At 68.7% G+C, this 16,764-nt stretch carries 16 protein-coding genes; 13 read left to right on the top strand and 3 right to left on the bottom strand.

Going from position 1 to position 16,764, the window contains the following annotated elements; genetic code table 11:
• Positions 1 to 28 precede the first annotated feature (28 nt).
• From dapB to nbrcactino_RS11140, 4 genes are read left to right on the top strand one after another with little or no spacing between them, the layout of a single operon-like run.
• Positions 29 to 781 (top strand): 4-hydroxy-tetrahydrodipicolinate reductase, encoded by a 753-nt coding sequence (gene dapB / locus nbrcactino_RS11155; protein WP_161927412.1) that lies wholly within the window; start codon positions 29 to 31, stop codon positions 779 to 781.
• 9 nt (positions 782 to 790) lie between these two features.
• The gene (locus nbrcactino_RS11150) at positions 791 to 1,282 is read left to right on the top strand and encodes a hypothetical protein (RefSeq protein WP_161927411.1); all 492 of its coding nucleotides are present in this window, start codon (positions 791 to 793) and stop codon (positions 1,280 to 1,282) included.
• A 5-nt stretch (positions 1,283 to 1,287) separates the two neighbouring features.
• A complete protein-coding gene (locus tag nbrcactino_RS11145; protein ID WP_161927410.1) occupies positions 1,288 to 1,848 on the top strand; it encodes a TIGR03086 family metal-binding protein in 561 nt (186 codons plus the stop codon).
• A gap of 30 nt (positions 1,849 to 1,878) precedes the next feature.
• Positions 1,879 to 2,334 carry a flavodoxin family protein gene (locus nbrcactino_RS11140; protein ID WP_161927409.1) on the top strand — a complete coding sequence of 152 codons (456 nt, stop codon included), beginning with the start codon at positions 1,879 to 1,881 and terminating at the stop codon, positions 2,332 to 2,334.
• A gap of 76 nt (positions 2,335 to 2,410) precedes the next feature.
• Here the strand turns inward: nbrcactino_RS11140 and nbrcactino_RS11135 are convergent, their stop codons facing one another.
• Positions 2,411 to 3,844, bottom strand: a complete 1,434-nt coding sequence (locus nbrcactino_RS11135) for a cytochrome P450 (RefSeq protein ID WP_161927408.1) — start codon at positions 3,842 to 3,844, stop codon at positions 2,411 to 2,413.
• A 179-nt stretch (positions 3,845 to 4,023) separates the two neighbouring features.
• On the opposite strand from nbrcactino_RS11135, the gene nbrcactino_RS11130 reads away from it, so the two are divergent.
• The 4 genes from nbrcactino_RS11130 to nbrcactino_RS11115 all read left to right on the top strand — a co-directional run bounded on the left by nbrcactino_RS11130 (position 4,024) and on the right by nbrcactino_RS11115 (position 6,986).
• Positions 4,024 to 4,830: a thymidylate synthase gene (locus tag nbrcactino_RS11130; protein WP_161927407.1), complete on the top strand. Its 807-nt coding sequence runs from the start codon at positions 4,024 to 4,026 to the stop codon at positions 4,828 to 4,830.
• A 17-nt stretch (positions 4,831 to 4,847) separates the two neighbouring features.
• Positions 4,848 to 5,345 carry a dihydrofolate reductase gene (locus nbrcactino_RS11125; RefSeq protein ID WP_161927727.1) on the top strand — a complete coding sequence of 166 codons (498 nt, stop codon included), beginning with the start codon at positions 4,848 to 4,850 and terminating at the stop codon, positions 5,343 to 5,345.
• A gap of 86 nt (positions 5,346 to 5,431) precedes the next feature.
• A complete protein-coding gene (locus nbrcactino_RS11120) occupies positions 5,432 to 6,001 on the top strand; it encodes a DUF3159 domain-containing protein (RefSeq protein WP_161927406.1) in 570 nt (189 codons plus the stop codon).
• A gap of 217 nt (positions 6,002 to 6,218) precedes the next feature.
• The gene (locus tag nbrcactino_RS11115) at positions 6,219 to 6,986 is read left to right on the top strand and encodes an HAD-IIB family hydrolase (RefSeq protein WP_161927405.1); all 768 of its coding nucleotides are present in this window, start codon (positions 6,219 to 6,221) and stop codon (positions 6,984 to 6,986) included.
• Between the two features lie 8 nt (positions 6,987 to 6,994).
• Here nbrcactino_RS11115 and nbrcactino_RS11110 read toward each other — a convergent pair whose 3' ends face one another.
• Positions 6,995 to 7,807 (bottom strand): tyrosine-protein phosphatase, encoded by an 813-nt coding sequence (locus nbrcactino_RS11110; RefSeq protein ID WP_228460783.1) that lies wholly within the window; start codon positions 7,805 to 7,807, stop codon positions 6,995 to 6,997.
• Between the two features lie 78 nt (positions 7,808 to 7,885).
• Here nbrcactino_RS11110 and thyX point away from each other — a divergent pair, with 78 nt between their 5' ends.
• The 3 genes from thyX to nbrcactino_RS11095 are packed head-to-tail and all read left to right on the top strand — an operon-like array spanning position 7,886 to position 11,491.
• A complete protein-coding gene (gene thyX / locus nbrcactino_RS11105) occupies positions 7,886 to 8,635 on the top strand; it encodes an FAD-dependent thymidylate synthase (RefSeq protein WP_161927404.1) in 750 nt (249 codons plus the stop codon).
• A gap of 19 nt (positions 8,636 to 8,654) precedes the next feature.
• Positions 8,655 to 9,560: a 4-hydroxy-tetrahydrodipicolinate synthase gene (gene dapA, locus nbrcactino_RS11100; protein ID WP_161927403.1), complete on the top strand. Its 906-nt coding sequence runs from the start codon at positions 8,655 to 8,657 to the stop codon at positions 9,558 to 9,560.
• Entirely contained in the window at positions 9,557 to 11,491 is a 1,935-nt protein-coding gene (locus nbrcactino_RS11095) for a ribonuclease J (protein ID WP_161927402.1), read from the top strand. The genes dapA and nbrcactino_RS11095 overlap by 4 nt, the downstream gene beginning before the upstream one ends.
• A gap of 75 nt (positions 11,492 to 11,566) precedes the next feature.
• Here the strand turns inward: nbrcactino_RS11095 and nbrcactino_RS11090 are convergent, their stop codons facing one another.
• Complete coding sequence (locus nbrcactino_RS11090; RefSeq protein WP_161927401.1) at positions 11,567 to 12,487, bottom strand: type IV toxin-antitoxin system AbiEi family antitoxin domain-containing protein; 921 nt, start codon at positions 12,485 to 12,487, stop codon at positions 11,567 to 11,569.
• 229 nt (positions 12,488 to 12,716) lie between these two features.
• Between nbrcactino_RS11090 and nbrcactino_RS11085 the strand changes: the two genes are divergently transcribed.
• Both nbrcactino_RS11085 and nbrcactino_RS11080 read left to right on the top strand, forming a co-directional pair.
• Positions 12,717 to 15,563 carry a DNA translocase FtsK gene (locus tag nbrcactino_RS11085; protein WP_161927400.1) on the top strand — a complete coding sequence of 949 codons (2,847 nt, stop codon included), beginning with the start codon at positions 12,717 to 12,719 and terminating at the stop codon, positions 15,561 to 15,563.
• A gap of 208 nt (positions 15,564 to 15,771) precedes the next feature.
• Positions 15,772 to 16,746, top strand: a complete 975-nt coding sequence (locus nbrcactino_RS11080; RefSeq protein WP_161927399.1) for a TerC family protein — start codon at positions 15,772 to 15,774, stop codon at positions 16,744 to 16,746.
• Positions 16,747 to 16,764: the final 18 nt, after the last annotated feature.

Here is a 16,764-nt window from a genome sequence, read left to right as displayed (position 1 = left end):
CGACCAGTGACTTCAGGAGAGGGTGACAGTGGCGGACAACATTCGCGTCGGGGTACTCGGCAGCAGGGGCAAGGTGGGGCAGGCCATCGTCGCCGGGGTCGAGGCGGCGCCGGACACCGACTTCACCGTCGGCGTCGACAAGGACGATTCGCTGTCGGCCTTCGTCGACTCCGATACCGCCGTTGTGGTGGACTTCACCCATCCCGACGTCGTGATGGGCAACCTGGAGTTCTTGGTGGCCAACGGGATTCACGCCGTCGTCGGCACCACGGGCTTCACCGCCGAGCGGATCGCGCAGGTGCGCGAATGGGTGGCGGCCAAGCCGGGCGTCGGGGTGCTGATCGCCCCCAACTTCGCCATCGGCGCCATCCTGTCGATGCACTTCGCGCAGCAGGCCGCCCGGTTCTTCACCTCCGCGGAGGTCATCGAACTGCACCACCCGGCCAAGGCGGACGCCCCGTCGGGTACCGCGGGCCGGACCGCGGAGCTCATCGCCGCGGCCCGCGCCGAAGCCGGCCTGGCGCCGATGCCGGATGCGACCTCGACCGGCCTGGACGGCGCGCGCGGCGCCCTCGTCGGCGATGTGCACGTCCACTCGGTGCGGCTCGCCGGCCTGGTGGCCCACCAGGAGGTGCTGTTCGGCACCCAGGGGGAGACGCTGACCATCCGCCACGACTCGATGGACCGGACCTCGTTCGTGCCCGGTGTGCTGCTGGGGGTGCGCGAGATCGGCGGCCATCCGGGCCTGACCGTCGGGCTCGACCAGTTCATGAACCTGTAGGAGAACGCCATGAGCGCCGACGCGGACAAGCGCAGCGCGCTGCCGACCCTGCTGATGATCGGCTTCCTCGTCATCGGCCTGATCATGTACATGGCCATCCTCGGATGGCGCGGGGTGCAGCTCATCGCGGCTGGGACCCCCGTCGGCGTCGGGGTGGGCCTGGGCGTGCTGATCCTGCCCGTCCTCGGGGCGTGGATGATCTATTCGACGCTGTCGGCCGGACTCTGGCACCAGCGCCTCGGCGCGGCGGCCGACGCACTGGGGCGGGACCTCGACGTGTCGTCGCTGCCCCGGCGCCCCTCCGGTCGCCTGGAGCGCGCCGCGGCCGACGAGCTGTTCGAGCAGGTCCGTGCCGAATGGGAGGCCGATCCCGACGATTGGTGCAACACGTACCGGATCGCCCGCGCCTACGACTACGCCGGAGACCGCACGCGGGCACGGGAGATGATGAAGGCCGCCATCACCCAATACCGGGCGGGCGCGGACGAGAAGGCCGGGTAGTCGGCGTGCTCGGCCACACCGAGGCCATCGATGAGGCGGTGCTGCTGTGGACGGGAGTCCTCGAGCGGGTCGGGGCCGCGGATCTGGGCGCCCCGTCCGGCTGCGCCGACTGGAGCAACCGCGAACTGGTCAACCACCTCGTCGGCGGCGGCGACCGCTACGCCATCCTGCTACGCGGCGGCGGCGAGGCGGAGGTGGCCGCCACCCGCAGCACCGACTATCTCGTCGACGGTGATCCCGTCGCGCCGTTCTGGTTGTTCCAGAACGCTTTTCGCGATGCGATGGCCACGGCCGACCTCGACGTCGAGGTCGAGCATCGTGCCGGTTGGCGGCCCGGGCGGCAGCTGGTCGCGATGCGCGTGATGGAACTCGCGCTGCACGCATACGACCTGGCGCAGGGGATCGGGGCCACGTGGGAGCCGTCGGACGGGCTGGTCGAGTACCTGCTCGTCGAGGCCGTTCCGATCCTCGACGAGTTCCGGGGGTGGGGCATGGTCGATGCCGTCGGTGAGGCGGCGTCGCAACGTCCGGTCGACCGGCTGCTGGCCCTGGCCGGCCGGCACTAGGGTCGGGGCAAGACCGCGGAAGGAGCCGTCGTGAAACGACTGTTGATCGTGCACCACACCCCGTCGCCGCACTGCCAGGAGATGTTCGAGGCGGTGGTGGCCGGCGCGACCGATCCCGATATCGAGGGGGTCGAGGTGGTGCGTCGCGCCGCCCTGTCGGTCTCGTCCACCGACTTCCTCGAGGCCGACGGTTATGTGCTGGGCACCCCGGCGAACCTCGGCTACATCAGCGGTGCCCTCAAGCACGCCTTCGACTGCTCTTACTACCAAATCCTCGACTCGACGCGGGGACGCCCGTTCGGCTTGTACCTGCACGGCAACGAGGGCACCGAGGGCGCGGAGAACGCCGTAGACCGGATCACCGCCGGTCTGGGCTGGGAGAAGGCCGCCGCCTACGTGGTCGCGTCGAACAAACCGGACAAGGCCGCGGTGCAGGCGTGCTGGGAACTCGGCGCGACCGTGGCCGCCGGGCTCATGGCGGACTGAACCAGACCGGGCGGGAACGCTTGTGCGGTCGATGGTGACCACATACTGGTCACAATCGACCGCACAAGCACGGGGCTTAGGCGCGGCGGCGGAAATCGACCGGTAGGCCGTCGGCCGGCGTGGGGCCGGTGCCGTAGGTCAGTTGGAGTCGGTAGTCCTCGGGCACCGACCACTCGAAGCGCTGCAGCATCTGGTGCATGATCGCCTTGATCTCCATGCCGGCGAAGTAGAGGCCGATGCACTTGTGCGCGCCGCCGCCGAACGGCGACCAGGCGAAGCGGTGCACCTTGTCCTCGCGGCGTTCGGGGGAGAAGCGCTCCGGGTCCCACTTGGTGGGTTCGGGCCACCACTCGTCGAGCAGCATCGTCGCCCACGGGTGGATGGCCACAAGCGTGCCCTTGGGGATGTACTTGCCGAGGATGTCGGTGTCGCGGATCGCCATCCGGAACAGCATCCCGACGGGGGCGTTCATGCGCAGCGTCTCTTTGAGCGCCAGGTCGAGACTGGGTAGCTTGTCGATGTCCTCGTAGTCGATGGAGGCCTTGCCCAGCGCCAGCGATTCGGCGCGCAGGCGGTCCTGCCACTCGGGGTTGCGGCCGAGGAAGTAGGTGAGCATCGACAAGGCGATCGTGCTGGTGTCGTGGGCCGCCATCATCACGAAGATCATGTGGTTGACGACGTCCTCGTCGGTGAAGGTCTCCCCGTCGTCGCTCTCGGTGTGACACAGGACGGTGAACAGGTCGTCGCCGGTGCCGACCCGCCGCGCCGCGATCTCGGAGCGGAAGTACTCCTGCAGCGCCTCGCGACCCCGCAGGCCCCGCGCCCAGGTGCCGACCTTGATGTCGGCCCGGATCAGCGCCTGTCCACCGCGCACCGCGGCCTCGAACGACGACTCGAGCCGGTGGGCCTCCTTCTCGGTGACCGCGGCGCCCATGAACACCTCGGTGGCCAGAGTCAGTGCCAGGTCCTTGACCCGGGAGTAGACCGGGAAACCGGTACCGACGTCCCAGTTCGCCAGGATCTTGTCGATGTGCGGGGTCATGATCCCGAGGTAGCCGCGCAACCGGGCTGGCGCGAACGCCTGCTGCATGATGCGCCGGTGGTGCATGTGCTCTTCGAAGTCCATGAGCATGATCCCGCGGTGGAAGAACGGGCCGATCATCGGCTCCCAGCCCTGCTCGGAGGAGAACGCCTTCTCTTTGTTCATCCACGCGGCCTCGACCTCGGCCGGGCCGATGAGGGTCACCAGGTTCATGCCGATACTGCGGCCCCAGGAGATGCCGCCGTAGCGCTCATAGCGCTCCATCGACACCTTGAGCGGGTCGTCAAGCATCTCGAAGGCGCTGCCCAGGTACGGCATCCCGGCCTCGCCCATCACCGGTTCGAGTCCCGAACCCGCCGGCGGCTGCGCGAGTGGTGCGGTTCGGCTGGGATAGGCGGAACTGGCCTGGGCCAGTGCGGATCGGATCTTCTTCTTCGCGTCGGACTGGACGTTCTTCAGATTCGGCATCGTCGGCCTCCCCGTGGGCTGGGACCCGATCCATAGGGAATGAAACGGATCAAGACTTCTGTCTCAATACCGAGGGTACGGAGTCCGGGCACCGAAGTCAGCCGTTTCGGCGATCGCGCGGTTCATTGCCCACGCCGCGCCTGCCGCCCGCATCGGGCGGTGCTGGCTAGACTCGGGCCATGAGCGCGTCCATCCCCACGCCGTACGAGGACCTGTTGCGCCACGTGATGGACAACGGCACCCCCAAATCCGACCGCACCGGCACCGGCACCCGCAGTGTCTTCGGGCACCAATTGCGCTACGACCTCAACGAGGGCTTTCCGCTCATCACCACCAAGAAGGTCCACCTGAAATCGATCATCTATGAGCTCCTGTGGTTCCTGCGCGGGGATTCCAACGTGCGCTGGCTGCAGGAGCGGGGGGTCACGATCTGGGACGAGTGGGCCGACGCGGACGGCGACCTCGGCCCGGTCTACGGGGTGCAGTGGCGCTCGTGGCCCACCCCGTCGGGCGAACACGTCGACCAGATCGCCGGGGCCATCGATATGCTCAAGGCCAACCCGGATTCGCGCCGCAACATCGTCTCGGCGTGGAACGTCGGCGAGATCCCGCAGATGGCCCTCCCGCCGTGTCATGCGTTCTTCCAGTTCTACGTCGCCGACGGCAAGCTGAGCTGCCAGCTGTACCAGCGCAGCGCGGACCTGTTCCTCGGCGTGCCGTTCAACATCGCCTCCTACGCGCTGCTGACGCACATGGTGGCGCAGCAGGCCGGGCTCGGGCTCGGTGACTTCGTGTGGACCGGCGGCGACTGCCACATTTACGACAACCACGTCGACCAGGTTGCCGAACAACTGTCGCGCGACCCCTTCCCGTACCCGAAACTGCAGCTGCGGCAGCGGGATTCGATCGACGCCTATGAGTTCGACGACATCGTCGTCGTCGACTACCAGTCCCATCCGGCGATCAAGGCGCCGGTGGCGGTGTGACCCACGGCTGGGTGACGATGCCCACCCGGGTCCAACTGGTGTGGGCACAGGGCCGCGACGGCGCGATCGGCCGGGACAACACCATCCCGTGGCGGGTGCCCGAAGACATGGCTCGCTTCAAGGAGCTGACGATCGGCTACCCGGTGATCATGGGCCGTAAGACCTGGGATTCACTGCCGCCGAAGTTCCGCCCGCTGCCGGACCGGCGCAACATCGTCCTCACCCGCGACGACGCGTGGGCCGCAGAGGGCGCGGTGCGGGCGCGGACCCTCGACGAGGCGCTCGTGCTCGCGCAGGGCGAACCGGTGTCGGTGATCGGCGGGGCCGAGGTCTACCGGGCGGCGATGGACCGTGCCACCGAGTTGCGGGTCACCGAGATCGACGTCGAGGTTCCCGGCGCCGACGCCTTCGCGCCGCCGATCGGCCCGGGTTGGGAGGCCTTCTACACCGGCGACTGGCTCGTCTCGAGGTCCGGGGACCGCTACCGCTTCGTGAACTACCGGCCCGCACGGTAGCAGCATTCTGCGCGCAAAATGCTGACCCGAGATGCGGTGAGGATCTAGCCTCGTCCCATATCGAAAACCGAAGCGAGGAGCGGGGTATGACCATTCTGCGCGGATTTGCCCCCTGGATCGTCTACGCCGTGATCGCCGGGATCAACGACGACTCCTGGCGGTGGGGCGCCGTTGCCGCGGTGGTGCTGGGCCTGGTCCTCATCCTCGACGACCGGCGGCACGGGATCACCCCCGACGCACAGATCCTCGAAATCAATGCCATCGTGTTCTTCGTGATCATCGGCGCGATCGGATTCATCGCCCCCGGTGTGCACCTCCACGAATACGACAGCACCCTGGCCTTCGGCTGGTTGGCATTGACCGCGTGGGGTTCGATGCTGATCGGCAAGCCCTTCACCGAGGGCATCGCCAAGCGCGAGGTTCCCAAGGAGTACTGGGGCTCAGAGAAGTTCCGCCGGATCAACCGGGTGATCACCGCGGTGTGGGCGGCGGCCTTCACGGTGACCGCCATCGCGGTGTGGGGGATCTACCGCCGCAATCTGGGCGACGCCGCCGACGGCATCGCCCAGGCGATCGGCTTCATCGTCCCGATCAGCTTCACGAACTGGTACAAGAGCCGCTCGGCCGGCACCGGGGAACACGCACCGGCGGCGTGACGGGGGGCGACCGACCGAGCGAGTGGCGGCACAGCAGTCCCGCGGCTCGCTGTGGCTGGCGACCAAGTGCCAGTACCGCAGGTTCCTACCCGACCTGACGACGTCCCGACGACAGCGAACGAACGGGGCCGGGCGGCTTGGTGCCCGCGGGGGCGGGATGACAGAGTAGACGGCGGTCTCGGGCAGGAACGGCCTGCCGGTGCACAGAAGAGGACTGATGACGGTGGCGGTTTCGGCGGACGGAAAGTCGTATTCGCTGGTGATGTTCGACCTCGACGACACGCTCGCGGCGTCGAAGAGCCCGTTGAGCGACGACATGGTCGACCTGATGCGGCGCCTCCTGCGCGAGGCGTCGGTCTGCATCATCTCCGGCGGTAACGAGACCCAGTTCCGCAACCAGGTCCTCGGGCGCCTCGGCGCCGTCGACGGGCTGGCCGACCTGCACTTGATGCCCACGTGTGGCACCCAGTACATGCGGTTCGCCGACGGTGACTGGGAGACCGTCTACAAAGAAGACCTCACCGAAGACCAGACGCGGCGCGCGCTGGACGTGGTGGAGACCGGCGCCCGCGAGCTGGGCCTGTGGGAATCACAGACCTGGGGGGACATCCTCGAGGACCGGGGGAGCCAGGTCACGTTCAGCGCGTTGGGGCAGCAGGCGCCCGTTGAGGCGAAGGCCGCCTGGGACCCCGACGGCCGCAAGAAGGAGGCGCTGCGCGCGTACGCCGCCGAGCGGTTGCCGGACCTCGAGGTGCGCAGCGGCGGGTCGACGTCGGTCGACATCACCCGCAAGGGGATCGACAAGGCCTACGGCGCGCGGCGATTGATGGACCTGCTGGGCCTGACGACCCGGGACATCTTGTTCTTCGGCGACCGGCTCGACGAGGGCGGCAACGACCGACCGGTGGCCGACCTGGGCATCGACTCGGTAGCTGTGCACGGGCATGAGGACACCGCGGCGCGATTGCGCGCCATCCTCGGTTAGGCCATTGCTCAGGCGGTGCGCAGCCGCTCGCGCAAGGTGGTGATCTCCGCCTCGCTCAGGCGCAGTCCCTTGCGCAGGTAGCCGTGGAAGCTGCCGTAGTACTGCGTGGCCGCGGCGAACGAGGCGTTCAGCCACTCGATCCGGACACCCTGCAGGGGATCTGCGGGAGAGGTGTGTCGGAACTTGTTCGACGCCAGGTAGTCGCGGTTGACCGTGGCCCGGTCGACGCCGGCGATGGTGAGGAGCATGGCGGCCGTCCACCCGGTGCGGTCCTTGCCCGCCGAGCAGTGGAACAGCGCGGCTTTGCCCTGGCCCAGGGTCGCCGACACCAGGCGCAGGGTGCGGGCGAACTCGGCCCGGGCGTGCGGGTCGGTGACGAACATCCGGTAGCCGGCATTGAGGTCGAGCGCTCCGATGAAGGCGTTCCCGAAGATGTCGGCGTCGTGGTGGACGGCCCGCGGCAGCGGCCGGTCCGGCTGCAGTTGGCGTTCGGGGGCGGTGCGCAGGTCGACGACGGTGGCGACCTGGCGGGCGGCCAGCACGCGCACGTCGCTGGTGGTGAGTTTCGACAGGTTGTCGCTGCGGATCGCGCGCAGCGTGACCGGGTGTCCGTCGGTGGTGCGGTAGGTCGCGAACACCCGGGTGTTTTCGGTGCCCTGCAGCGGGATCAGACGCGGGTCGACGGCGACCCGGTGCGCGGCGGTCGCGGGGGACGGGGCCGCGGCGGCGGGTCCGACCAACGGGACGGTCAGTGCGGCGGCCAGGATCGAGGTGGTCAGCATCGTGGACGTGAGGATTCGGCGGGGGAGCGTGGGAGCCATGGTGTGACGATAACCGGCCGCGGCCGGGTCACGGCTAGTCTGGGTTCGATCAGATTCGAGAACAGAAGGCAGCCCACGGTGTCTGAGATCGTCCCGCTCAAGGTGCAACTCGTCGCATCGACGCAGTTCACCGTCCCCGAGGTCCCCTGGACCACCGACGCGGACGGCGCCGAGGCGCTGATCGAGTTCGCCGGCCGCGCCTGCTACGAGAGCTGGGACAAGCCGAATCCGCGGACCGCGACGAACGCCGGCTACCTGCGCCACGTCTTGGAGGTCGGGCACACCTCGCTCTTCGAGCATGCGACGGCGACGTTCTACATCACCGGGATCTCGCGGTCGTGCACCCACGAGTTGATCCGCCACCGGCACTTCTCCTATTCGCAGCTGTCGCAGCGGTTCGTCCCCGAGCACGACGCGAGCGTCGTCGCCCCACCGGCGATCCACGGCGACGAAGAACTGGAGCGGCTCTTCGCCGACGCCACCGACGCGGCTCGCGAGGCCTACACCGAGCTGCTCACCCGGCTGGAGGCGAAGTTCGCCGACGTCCCCAACGCGATCCTGCGGCGCAAGCAGGCGCGGCAGGCGGCGCGCTCGGTCCTGCCGAATGCGACGGAGACGAAAATCGTCGTCACCGGCAACTATCGGGCCTGGCGCCACTTCATCGGGATGCGCGCCACCGAGCACGCCGACGTCGAGATCCGCCAGCTCGCGGTCGAGTGTCTGAGACAGCTGTCACAGCTGGCCCCGACCGTGTTCGGGGACTTCGAGATTTCCGCACTGCCCGACGGCAGCGAGGTGGCCACCTCCCCGTACGTTCTCGAGGGGTGAACGGGTACCCTAACCGACTATGAGCGCAGGTGAGATTTCGACGTCCGAGCGTGCCTTTGGCACGATCGGCGTCGCCATGGTGACCCCGTTTGCCCCCGACGGTTCACTCGACCTCGACAAGGCCGCCGAGCTCGCGGTTCACCTCGCCGACAAGGGTGTCGACAGCCTCGTCCTCGCCGGCACCACCGGCGAGTCGCCGACGACTCAGCCCGAAGAGAAGCTCGAGGTCCTCGGTGCGGTCCGCGACGCGGTGGGCGACCGGGTGCGCCTCATCGCCGGGGTGGGCACCTATGACACCGCCGAGAGCGTCGTCTTCGCCCAGAACGCGGCCGAGGCCGGCGCGCACGGACTGCTCGTCGTCACCCCGTACTACTCCAAGCCGCCGCAGGCCGGCCTGCTGGCGCACTTCACCGCCGTCGCCGACGGCACCGACCTGCCGGTGATGGTCTACGACATCCCGCCGCGCTCGGTCGTCCCGGTCGCCGACGACACCATGCGGCGCCTCGCCGAGCACCCCAACATCGTTGCGGTGAAGGATGCCAAGGGCGACCTCGCCGCCGGTGCGGCGATGATCGCCGACACCGGGTTGGACTATTACTCCGGCGACGACGGGGTGAACCTCCCGTGGTTCGCCGTCGGCGCGGTCGGGTGTGTCAGCGTGATCGGCCACGTCGTGCCGGACCGCCTGCGCGACATGCACATCGCGGTCGGCAACGGCGACTTGGCCAAGGCGCGCGACCTCAACGTGTCGATGGTTCCGCTGTACCGCGCGATGGCGCGACTCGGCGGGGTGACGATGGTCAAGGCGTCGCTGCGGATCTTGGGCCTCGACGTCGGCGACCCCCGACTGCCGCAGGTCGCCGCCGACGGACCGCAGATCGAGGCGCTGATCGCCGATCTGCGCGAGGCAGGGGTGCTGGTATGACCGAACAGTCCGGGCGCCCCCCGCGTCGTCGCAGCGCCAGCCGCAAGGCCGGTCCACCCGTCGAACAGCCGGCCCCAGCGCCGAAGGGCGCGCCCCCTGTCGAGCCGCGGACCGCCGAGCGGACCGGCCCGGCCAACGCCCCTGCTGCGGCGACGAGCGGGAGCGGAGACGGCTCCGGCAAGCGTCCCAAGCGCAAGAAGAAGCCGAAGAACTCGCCGTCGGGCACCGCGCCGGCGGTCGCCCTGCCGGTCGACCGGCTCGGCCTGCCGCCGAAGCTGCCCGCCTCGGGGCTGCGCGTCGTGGCGCTGGGCGGCATCGGCGAGATCGGCCGCAACATGACGGTCTTCGAGTACGGCGGCGACCTGCTGATCGTGGACTGCGGGGTGCTGTTCCCCGAGGATGCCCAGCCCGGCGTCGACCTGATCCTGCCCGACTTCCGCTACATCGAGGACCGCATCGACGACGTCGCGGCGATCATCCTCACCCACGGGCATGAGGACCACATCGGGGCGGTGCCCTTCTTGCTGCGGCTGCGCGGCGACATCCCCGTCGTCGGGTCGAAGTTCACCCTGGCGCTCGTCGAGGCCAAGTGTCGCGAGCACCGGCAGCGACCCAAGCTCATCGAGGTCACCGAGGGCCAGACGACCCGCCACGGCGCCTTCGACTGCGAGTACTTCGCGGTCAACCACTCGATCCCCGACGCGATCGCGGTGGCCATCCGCACCCCGGCGGGGCTGGTGCTGCACACCGGGGACATCAAGCTCGACCAGCTTCCGCTCGACGGTCGTCTCACCGATCTCGCCGGGTTCAGCCGACTCGGCGACGAGGGCGTCGACCTGTTCCTGGTGGACTCCACCAACGCCGAGGTGCCGGGCTTCGTCACCCCCGAGCGCGAGATCGGCGCGGTCCTCGACCAGGTCATCGGCAAGGCGCGACAGCGCGTCATCGTCGCCTCCTTCGCCAGCCACGTCCACCGGATCCAACAGATCGTCGACGTGGCGCACGCCCACAACCGTCGGGTCGCCTTCGTCGGGCGGTCGATGGTGCGCAATATGCAGATCGCCCAGGACCTCGGCTACCTGTCGGTGCCCGACGGCGTGGTCGTCGACCTCGACACCGCCGCATCGTTACCCGACGACAGGCTGGTCCTGATCTCGACCGGTTCGCAGGGCGAGCCGCTCTCGGCGCTGTCGCGGATGGCGCGGGGCGAGCACCGCCAGATCAACATCCGCGAGAACGACCTCGTCGTCTTGGCGTCCTCCCTGATCCCGGGTAACGAGAACTCGGTGTTCGCGGTGGTCAACGGGTTGGTGCGGCGCGGGGCGAAGGTGGTCACGCAGCAGAACGCCAAGGTGCACGTCTCCGGACACGCCTCGGCCGGCGAATTGCTGTACCTGTACAACGCGGTGCGGCCGACCAATGCGATGCCGGTCCACGGCGAGTGGCGCCACCTGCGGGCCAACGCGGCGCTGGCCGAGGCGACCGGTGTCGCCCCCGAACGGATCGTCCTCGCCGAGGACGGTGTCGTGGTGGACATGGTCGACGGACTGGCGAGCATCGTCGGGCGGGTGCCGGTCGGACACGTTTACGTCGACGGCCTGTCGGTCGGCGACGTCGGCGAGTCGACGCTGTCGGAGCGGTTGGTGCTGGGGGAGGGCGGCTTCATCGCGATCACCGTCGCCGTGGATGCCACGACGGGCAAACCGGTGGCGGTCCCCGAGGTCTCCGGCCGCGGCTTCTCCGACGACCCCGATGCGCTCAAGGAAGCGGCCGAGGTGGTCAACGGCTCGCTCGAGGTTTTGGCCTCGGAGGGCATCAACGACGCCCACGCGGTGGCCCAGACCATCCGACGCGCAGTCGGGCGCTGGGTGGCCGAAACGTATCGCCGGCGCCCGATGATCGTCCCGACCGTGCTCGAGGTCAATAGCTAACCGTTCCTCCCGCACCGATTCGCATATCCCGACGCGATTTCGTCGGGATATGTGTATTGCTGCGGGAGGAAGGCACTAGGCGACAACGCCGCGCGCGCTCAGCACCGTCGCCAGCCGGGGAATCATCGCGTTGGACCGCAGGTCGGACCAGGTTGACCGGTCGACGGACAGTCCGAGCCCACGCAGGCGGTCTTCCCGGATCTTCTCCCGGATGACGACCCGGGACGCGTCTTCTCCGGCGCGCCGGAGCTTGCCGTACTTCACCTCGCCGTCGAACTCGTGGACGACCCTGCCGTCCCAATCGAAGTCGACGAAGTACTGGTTGCCCTCCACCAGATAGCCGCGTTGCAGAGTCGGTTCGGGGAGTCCGGCGGTGATCATCTGCGCGCGGCACCACGACTCACCCGGGTTCTCGGCCAAGGCATTGCCGGCCGCGATCGCCCGCCGCGCCACTCCGATGCCCCTGCGGCGTTGGCGTTCCAGGATCTCGCGCATCAGGTCCCGGTCCGCCCCGGCCCGCAGGGCCGAATCGACGACGGTCAGCGCGGCCGGGAAGCGGCTCCCGCAGGCCAGGTCGACCGCGGTGCGTTCGAGAGTCGTCACCGCGACACCGTCGACGATGGCGACCTCGTCGGAGGGCAGCCACCCCGAGTGGGTGTGGCGGAGGTTGCGGATGTCCCCGGATTTGGTGCCCGACGTGAAGTGCACGCGCCGGAAGTCGCCGTGCAGGAGGGCCAGGCGGTGGATGACCGCCGCCGACTGGTGGCTCAACACGCCGTCGACCGACTCCGGCTTACCGGCGACGGCGAGCGCGACCCGACGGTGCTGTTCGTCGGGATAGGCATTGGGCATCGTCGGGGCGAAACAGCCGGGGGCGATCCGCACGAGGTCTTCACCCGACGAACTCGCCTGGCGCAGGTCGCGATCGGTCAGGCCGTGTGCCAGGGCGTCGGAGCGGTAGATGATTCCGTGGGGGTCCGGGGCGGGAAGGTCCATGCCTGCTTAGACGCACCCGGCGGAGAAGCGGTTCCCCGGCGGGTTCGCGGGCCGGTTCGTGGGCCGGTTCGCGGCTCCTCCCGCATCAATTCGCATATCCCGACGAAATACCGTCGGGAAACGCGAAACGGTGCGGGACGAAGGCGGGAAGTCACGAATCCGACACGTCTGCGGCGTTATCCGTGTGGCTTGTGTGACTGTAGTGACGGGTGCCGTTAAGCTTTCTCTCATGGCTTCGAAGGCACCCAGTCGATCTGGCGCGCGCTCGTCCGGTACCCGCAGCGCATCCGGCAAGACCCAGAAACCGCGGTCCACTGCGGCCCGGTCCGGCGCGGCGCCGCGCAAGGGTGCCCAGCCGGCGAAAAAGGGTGCAACCGCGAAGCGCGGCGGGTCGCAGGCCGCGAACCGCGGATCCGGTGGCGCCAACCGCCGCCCGAACGCCCGCGCGTCGCACGCGTCGGCGGATCTGCACCGCCCGACCGCCAGCATGCGCGTCGGCACCTCGATCGCCTCGGTCTGGGGTCTGTTGGCACGCGGGGTCGGCTCGGTCGCGCGCATCGGCAGCAGTTACGAGAACCACGACGACGACCTCGACGTGTACGGCGAGCAGCGCGAAATCGCACCCGATCAGCGCCGCGATTCGATCGCGCTGATCCTGCTCGTGGTGGCGGCCGGACTCATCGCCTTCGTGTGGTTCGGCGCCCTCGAACCGGTCGGGCCGTTCTTCGACACCCTGGTGCGCGCGGCGATCGGCATCGGCGCCCTGGTCGTACCGGTGGTGCTGTTCCTCGGCGCCATGGTGCTGATGCGCCATCCGGCGGATCGGGTGCGCCGTCCGCGGATCGTCGTCGGCGTATTGCTGCTCACCCTCGCGGTGCTGGGCCTGGTCCATCTGATCGCCGGTCAGCCAACCGACGTCGACGGCCGCGGGAAGGCCGGCGGATTCTTCGGGTTCGCCGCCGGTACACCGCTGACCAGCGGGGTCACCGTCTGGCTCGCCGTTCCGATTCTGGTGCTGGTGGGCCTGTCGGGCGCGGTGATGATCAGCCGCCATTCGGCCCGCGACATCGTCGGGCTGGCCCGCGGCTACCTCGGCATCGGCGCCAACGTCGGCAACTACGGCGTCGTCGGCGCCGACGACTTCGCCGACGAGGGCTACGACGACGACTACGACGATGACGTCGCCGAGTACGACGACTACGACGATGCCGACGACTACGACGACTACGACGCCGATGACGGCTATGACGGGTACGACTCCGAGCAGCCCGTCGCGGTCCCGTCGTCGTGGGACAAGCCGGCCCCGTGGGACGACGATCTCGACGCCGCTGACGACGACCTCGGGTATGACGCGGTCCCGCGCACCCAGGCATCGCAACGCCGCACCCCCACGCCGTATGACAACTACCCGCCCGACGGCACCGCCGGCGCGGTGGCCGCAGCCTCGCCCTACGGTTCCCTCGACGACGCCGGCTTCGCCTCGGCGCCGACCGCGCCCCTCGGCGAGGAGGTGACCGAGCCGATCGGGCCGATCCCGGCACCGCCGGCCCCGGTCGCGGCATCGCCGGCGGCGGCGCCCACCCGGGCGGCCCCGCGCAAGCGCGTCTACCGCCTGCCCCCGGCGAAGCTGCTGATCGACGGGGACCCGCCGAAGCGCGGCAGCCGCGCCAACGACGAGATGATCGAGCGGATCACCGGCGTGTTGACCCAGTTCAAGATCGACGCCAGGGTCACCGGGTACACCCGCGGCCCGACGGTCACGCGCTACGAGGTGGAACTCGGCCCGGGTGTGAAGGTGGAGAAGATCACCGCGCTGCAGCGCAACATCGCCTATGCCGCGGCCACCGACAACGTCCGCCTGCTCGCCCCCATCCCGGGCAAGTCGGCGGTGGGCATCGAGGTGCCCAATGCCGATCGGGAGATGGTCCGACTCGCCGACGTCCTCAAGGCGCCGAGCACCCGGAAAGACAAGAACCCCCTGGTGATCGGGTTGGGCAAGGACATCGAGGGCGATTTCGTCACCGCGGACCTCGCCAAGATGCCGCACCTGCTGGTCGCCGGTTCCACCGGCTCGGGCAAGTCGAGCTTCGTCAACTCGATGCTGGTCTCGCTGCTGGCGCGGTCCACCCCCGACGACGTCCGGCTCATCCTCATCGACCCGAAGATGGTCGAGCTCACGCCGTACGAGGGCATTCCGCACCTGTTGACCGAGATCATCATCAACCCGAAGAAGGCGGCCGCCGCGCTGGCCTGGCTCGTGGAGGAGATGGAGCAGCGCTACCAGGACATGAAGGCCAGCCGGGTGCGCCACATCAACGACTTCAACGACAAGGTCCGATCCGGCGCGATCACCACCCCGCCGGGCAGTGAACGCGTCTACAAGCCGTACCCCTACATCGTCGCGATCGTCGACGAGTTGGCCGACCTGATGATGACCGCGCCGCGCGACGTCGAGGACGCGATCGTCCGCATCACGCAGAAGGCCCGCGCCGCCGGCATCCACCTGGTGCTCGCCACCCAGCGGCCGTCGGTCGACGTGGTCACCGGGTTGATCAAGACCAACGTGCCGTCCCGGTTGGCCTTCGCGACGTCGTCGTTGACCGACTCTCGGGTCATCCTGGACCAGCCGGGCGCGGAGAAGCTCATCGGTATGGGTGACGGCCTCTTCCTGCCCATGGGGGCGAGCAAGCCGGTCCGCCTGCAGGGCGCGTACATCACCGACGAGGAGATCAGCGCCGTCGTCGAGTTCACCAAGGAACAGGCGCAGCCGGACTTCGTCGACGGCATCACCGAGACCAAGGTGGGCGACAAGAAGGAGATCGACGCCGACATCGGCGGCGACCTCGACGACCTGCTGCAGGCAATCGAGCTGGTGGTGAGCAGCCAGTTCGGCTCCACGTCGATGCTGCAGCGCAAGCTGCGGGTCGGCTTCGCCAAGGCCGGACGACTGATGGACCTGATGGAGACCCGCGGCATCGTCGGGCCGTCGGAGGGTTCCAAGGCCCGCGAGGTCCTGGTGAAGCCGGAAGACCTGGCCGGGGTGATCGCCTCGATCGGCGGCGGCGACGACGCCTGAGCTGTCGCTCGGTTAGACTGGGCGTCACGATCAGGAGGGGAGTATCCCCGCCGACGGCGCTCTCGTCAGTACGGTGCCGCGGACACGGCGTGCCGATCATGCCGCGACCGCCCCACCCGGGACGCCGGTCCGCCGCGGTGTGGTCACCGCGCGGATGGGAGAGACCTCCAGCATCGCTTCCGTTGTGTTGCGCGCTGGAGGTTTGTCCATGGAAATCACGTTGCTCACCTGGGGCCTCACCCTTGCGGTGATCCTGGGCCTGTTCGTCTTCGACTTCTTCGCCCACGTGCGGGTCCCGCACGAGCCGACCCTGCGCGAATCCGGCTTCTGGTCGGCGGTCTACATCGGCATCGCCATCGTCTTCGGCATCTTCGTGTGGTGGCGGTGGGGAGGCGGCTTCGCCGGCGAGTATTTCGCCGGCTACGTCACCGAAAAGGCATTGTCGGTCGACAACCTGTTCGTCTTCGTCGTCATCATGGCGAAATTCGCCGTCCCTCGCGTCTACCAGCAGAAGGTCCTCCTCCTGGGTATCGTGATGGCCCTGGTCATGCGCGGTGTGTTCATCGGCCTGGGCGCCGCGGCGATCGCCCGCTACAGCTGGGTGTTCTACCTGTTCGGCGTGATCCTGATCCTCACCGCGATCAACATGCTGCGCGACAGTGACGAACCTGCCAAGGAGGGCCGGATCGAGCGGTTCGCCAAACGTCATCTGCGCACCTCGGAGGGCTACGACGGCGACAGGATGTTCACCCGCGTCGACGGTCGGGCGATGGCGACCCCGCTTCTGCTGGTGCTGATCGTCATCGGATTCACCGACCTGCTGTTCGCCTTCGATTCGATCCCGGCGATCTACGGTCTGACCCAGGAGCCCTACCTGGTCTTCACGGCGAACGCCTTTGCCCTGATGGGCCTGCGGCAGCTGTTCTTCCTCATCGGCGGCTTGCTCGACCGCCTGGTGTTCCTCGCCTACGGACTGTCCTTCATCCTCGCGTTCATCGGGGTGAAGCTCGTCCTGCACGCGTTGCACGAGAACAGCCTGGGCTTCATCAACGGTGGCGAGCCGGTGGGCGTCCCGGAGATCTCCACCGGGCTGTCGTTGGCGGTGATCGGTACGACGCTGGTCGTGACGACGGTGGCGAGCCTGCTCCACTCGGCCCGGCGAGACCGGCGCGAGGCGCGCTGACCGGCTTACACCGCGGCG

The sequence above is a fragment of the Gordonia crocea genome (assembly GCF_009932435.1).
In the GTDB taxonomy this organism is placed as follows: Bacteria; Actinomycetota; Actinomycetes; order Mycobacteriales; family Mycobacteriaceae; genus Gordonia; species Gordonia crocea.
Note: the sequence above shows the minus strand (reverse complement) of the source record. Positions and strands in the feature narration are given on the sequence as shown.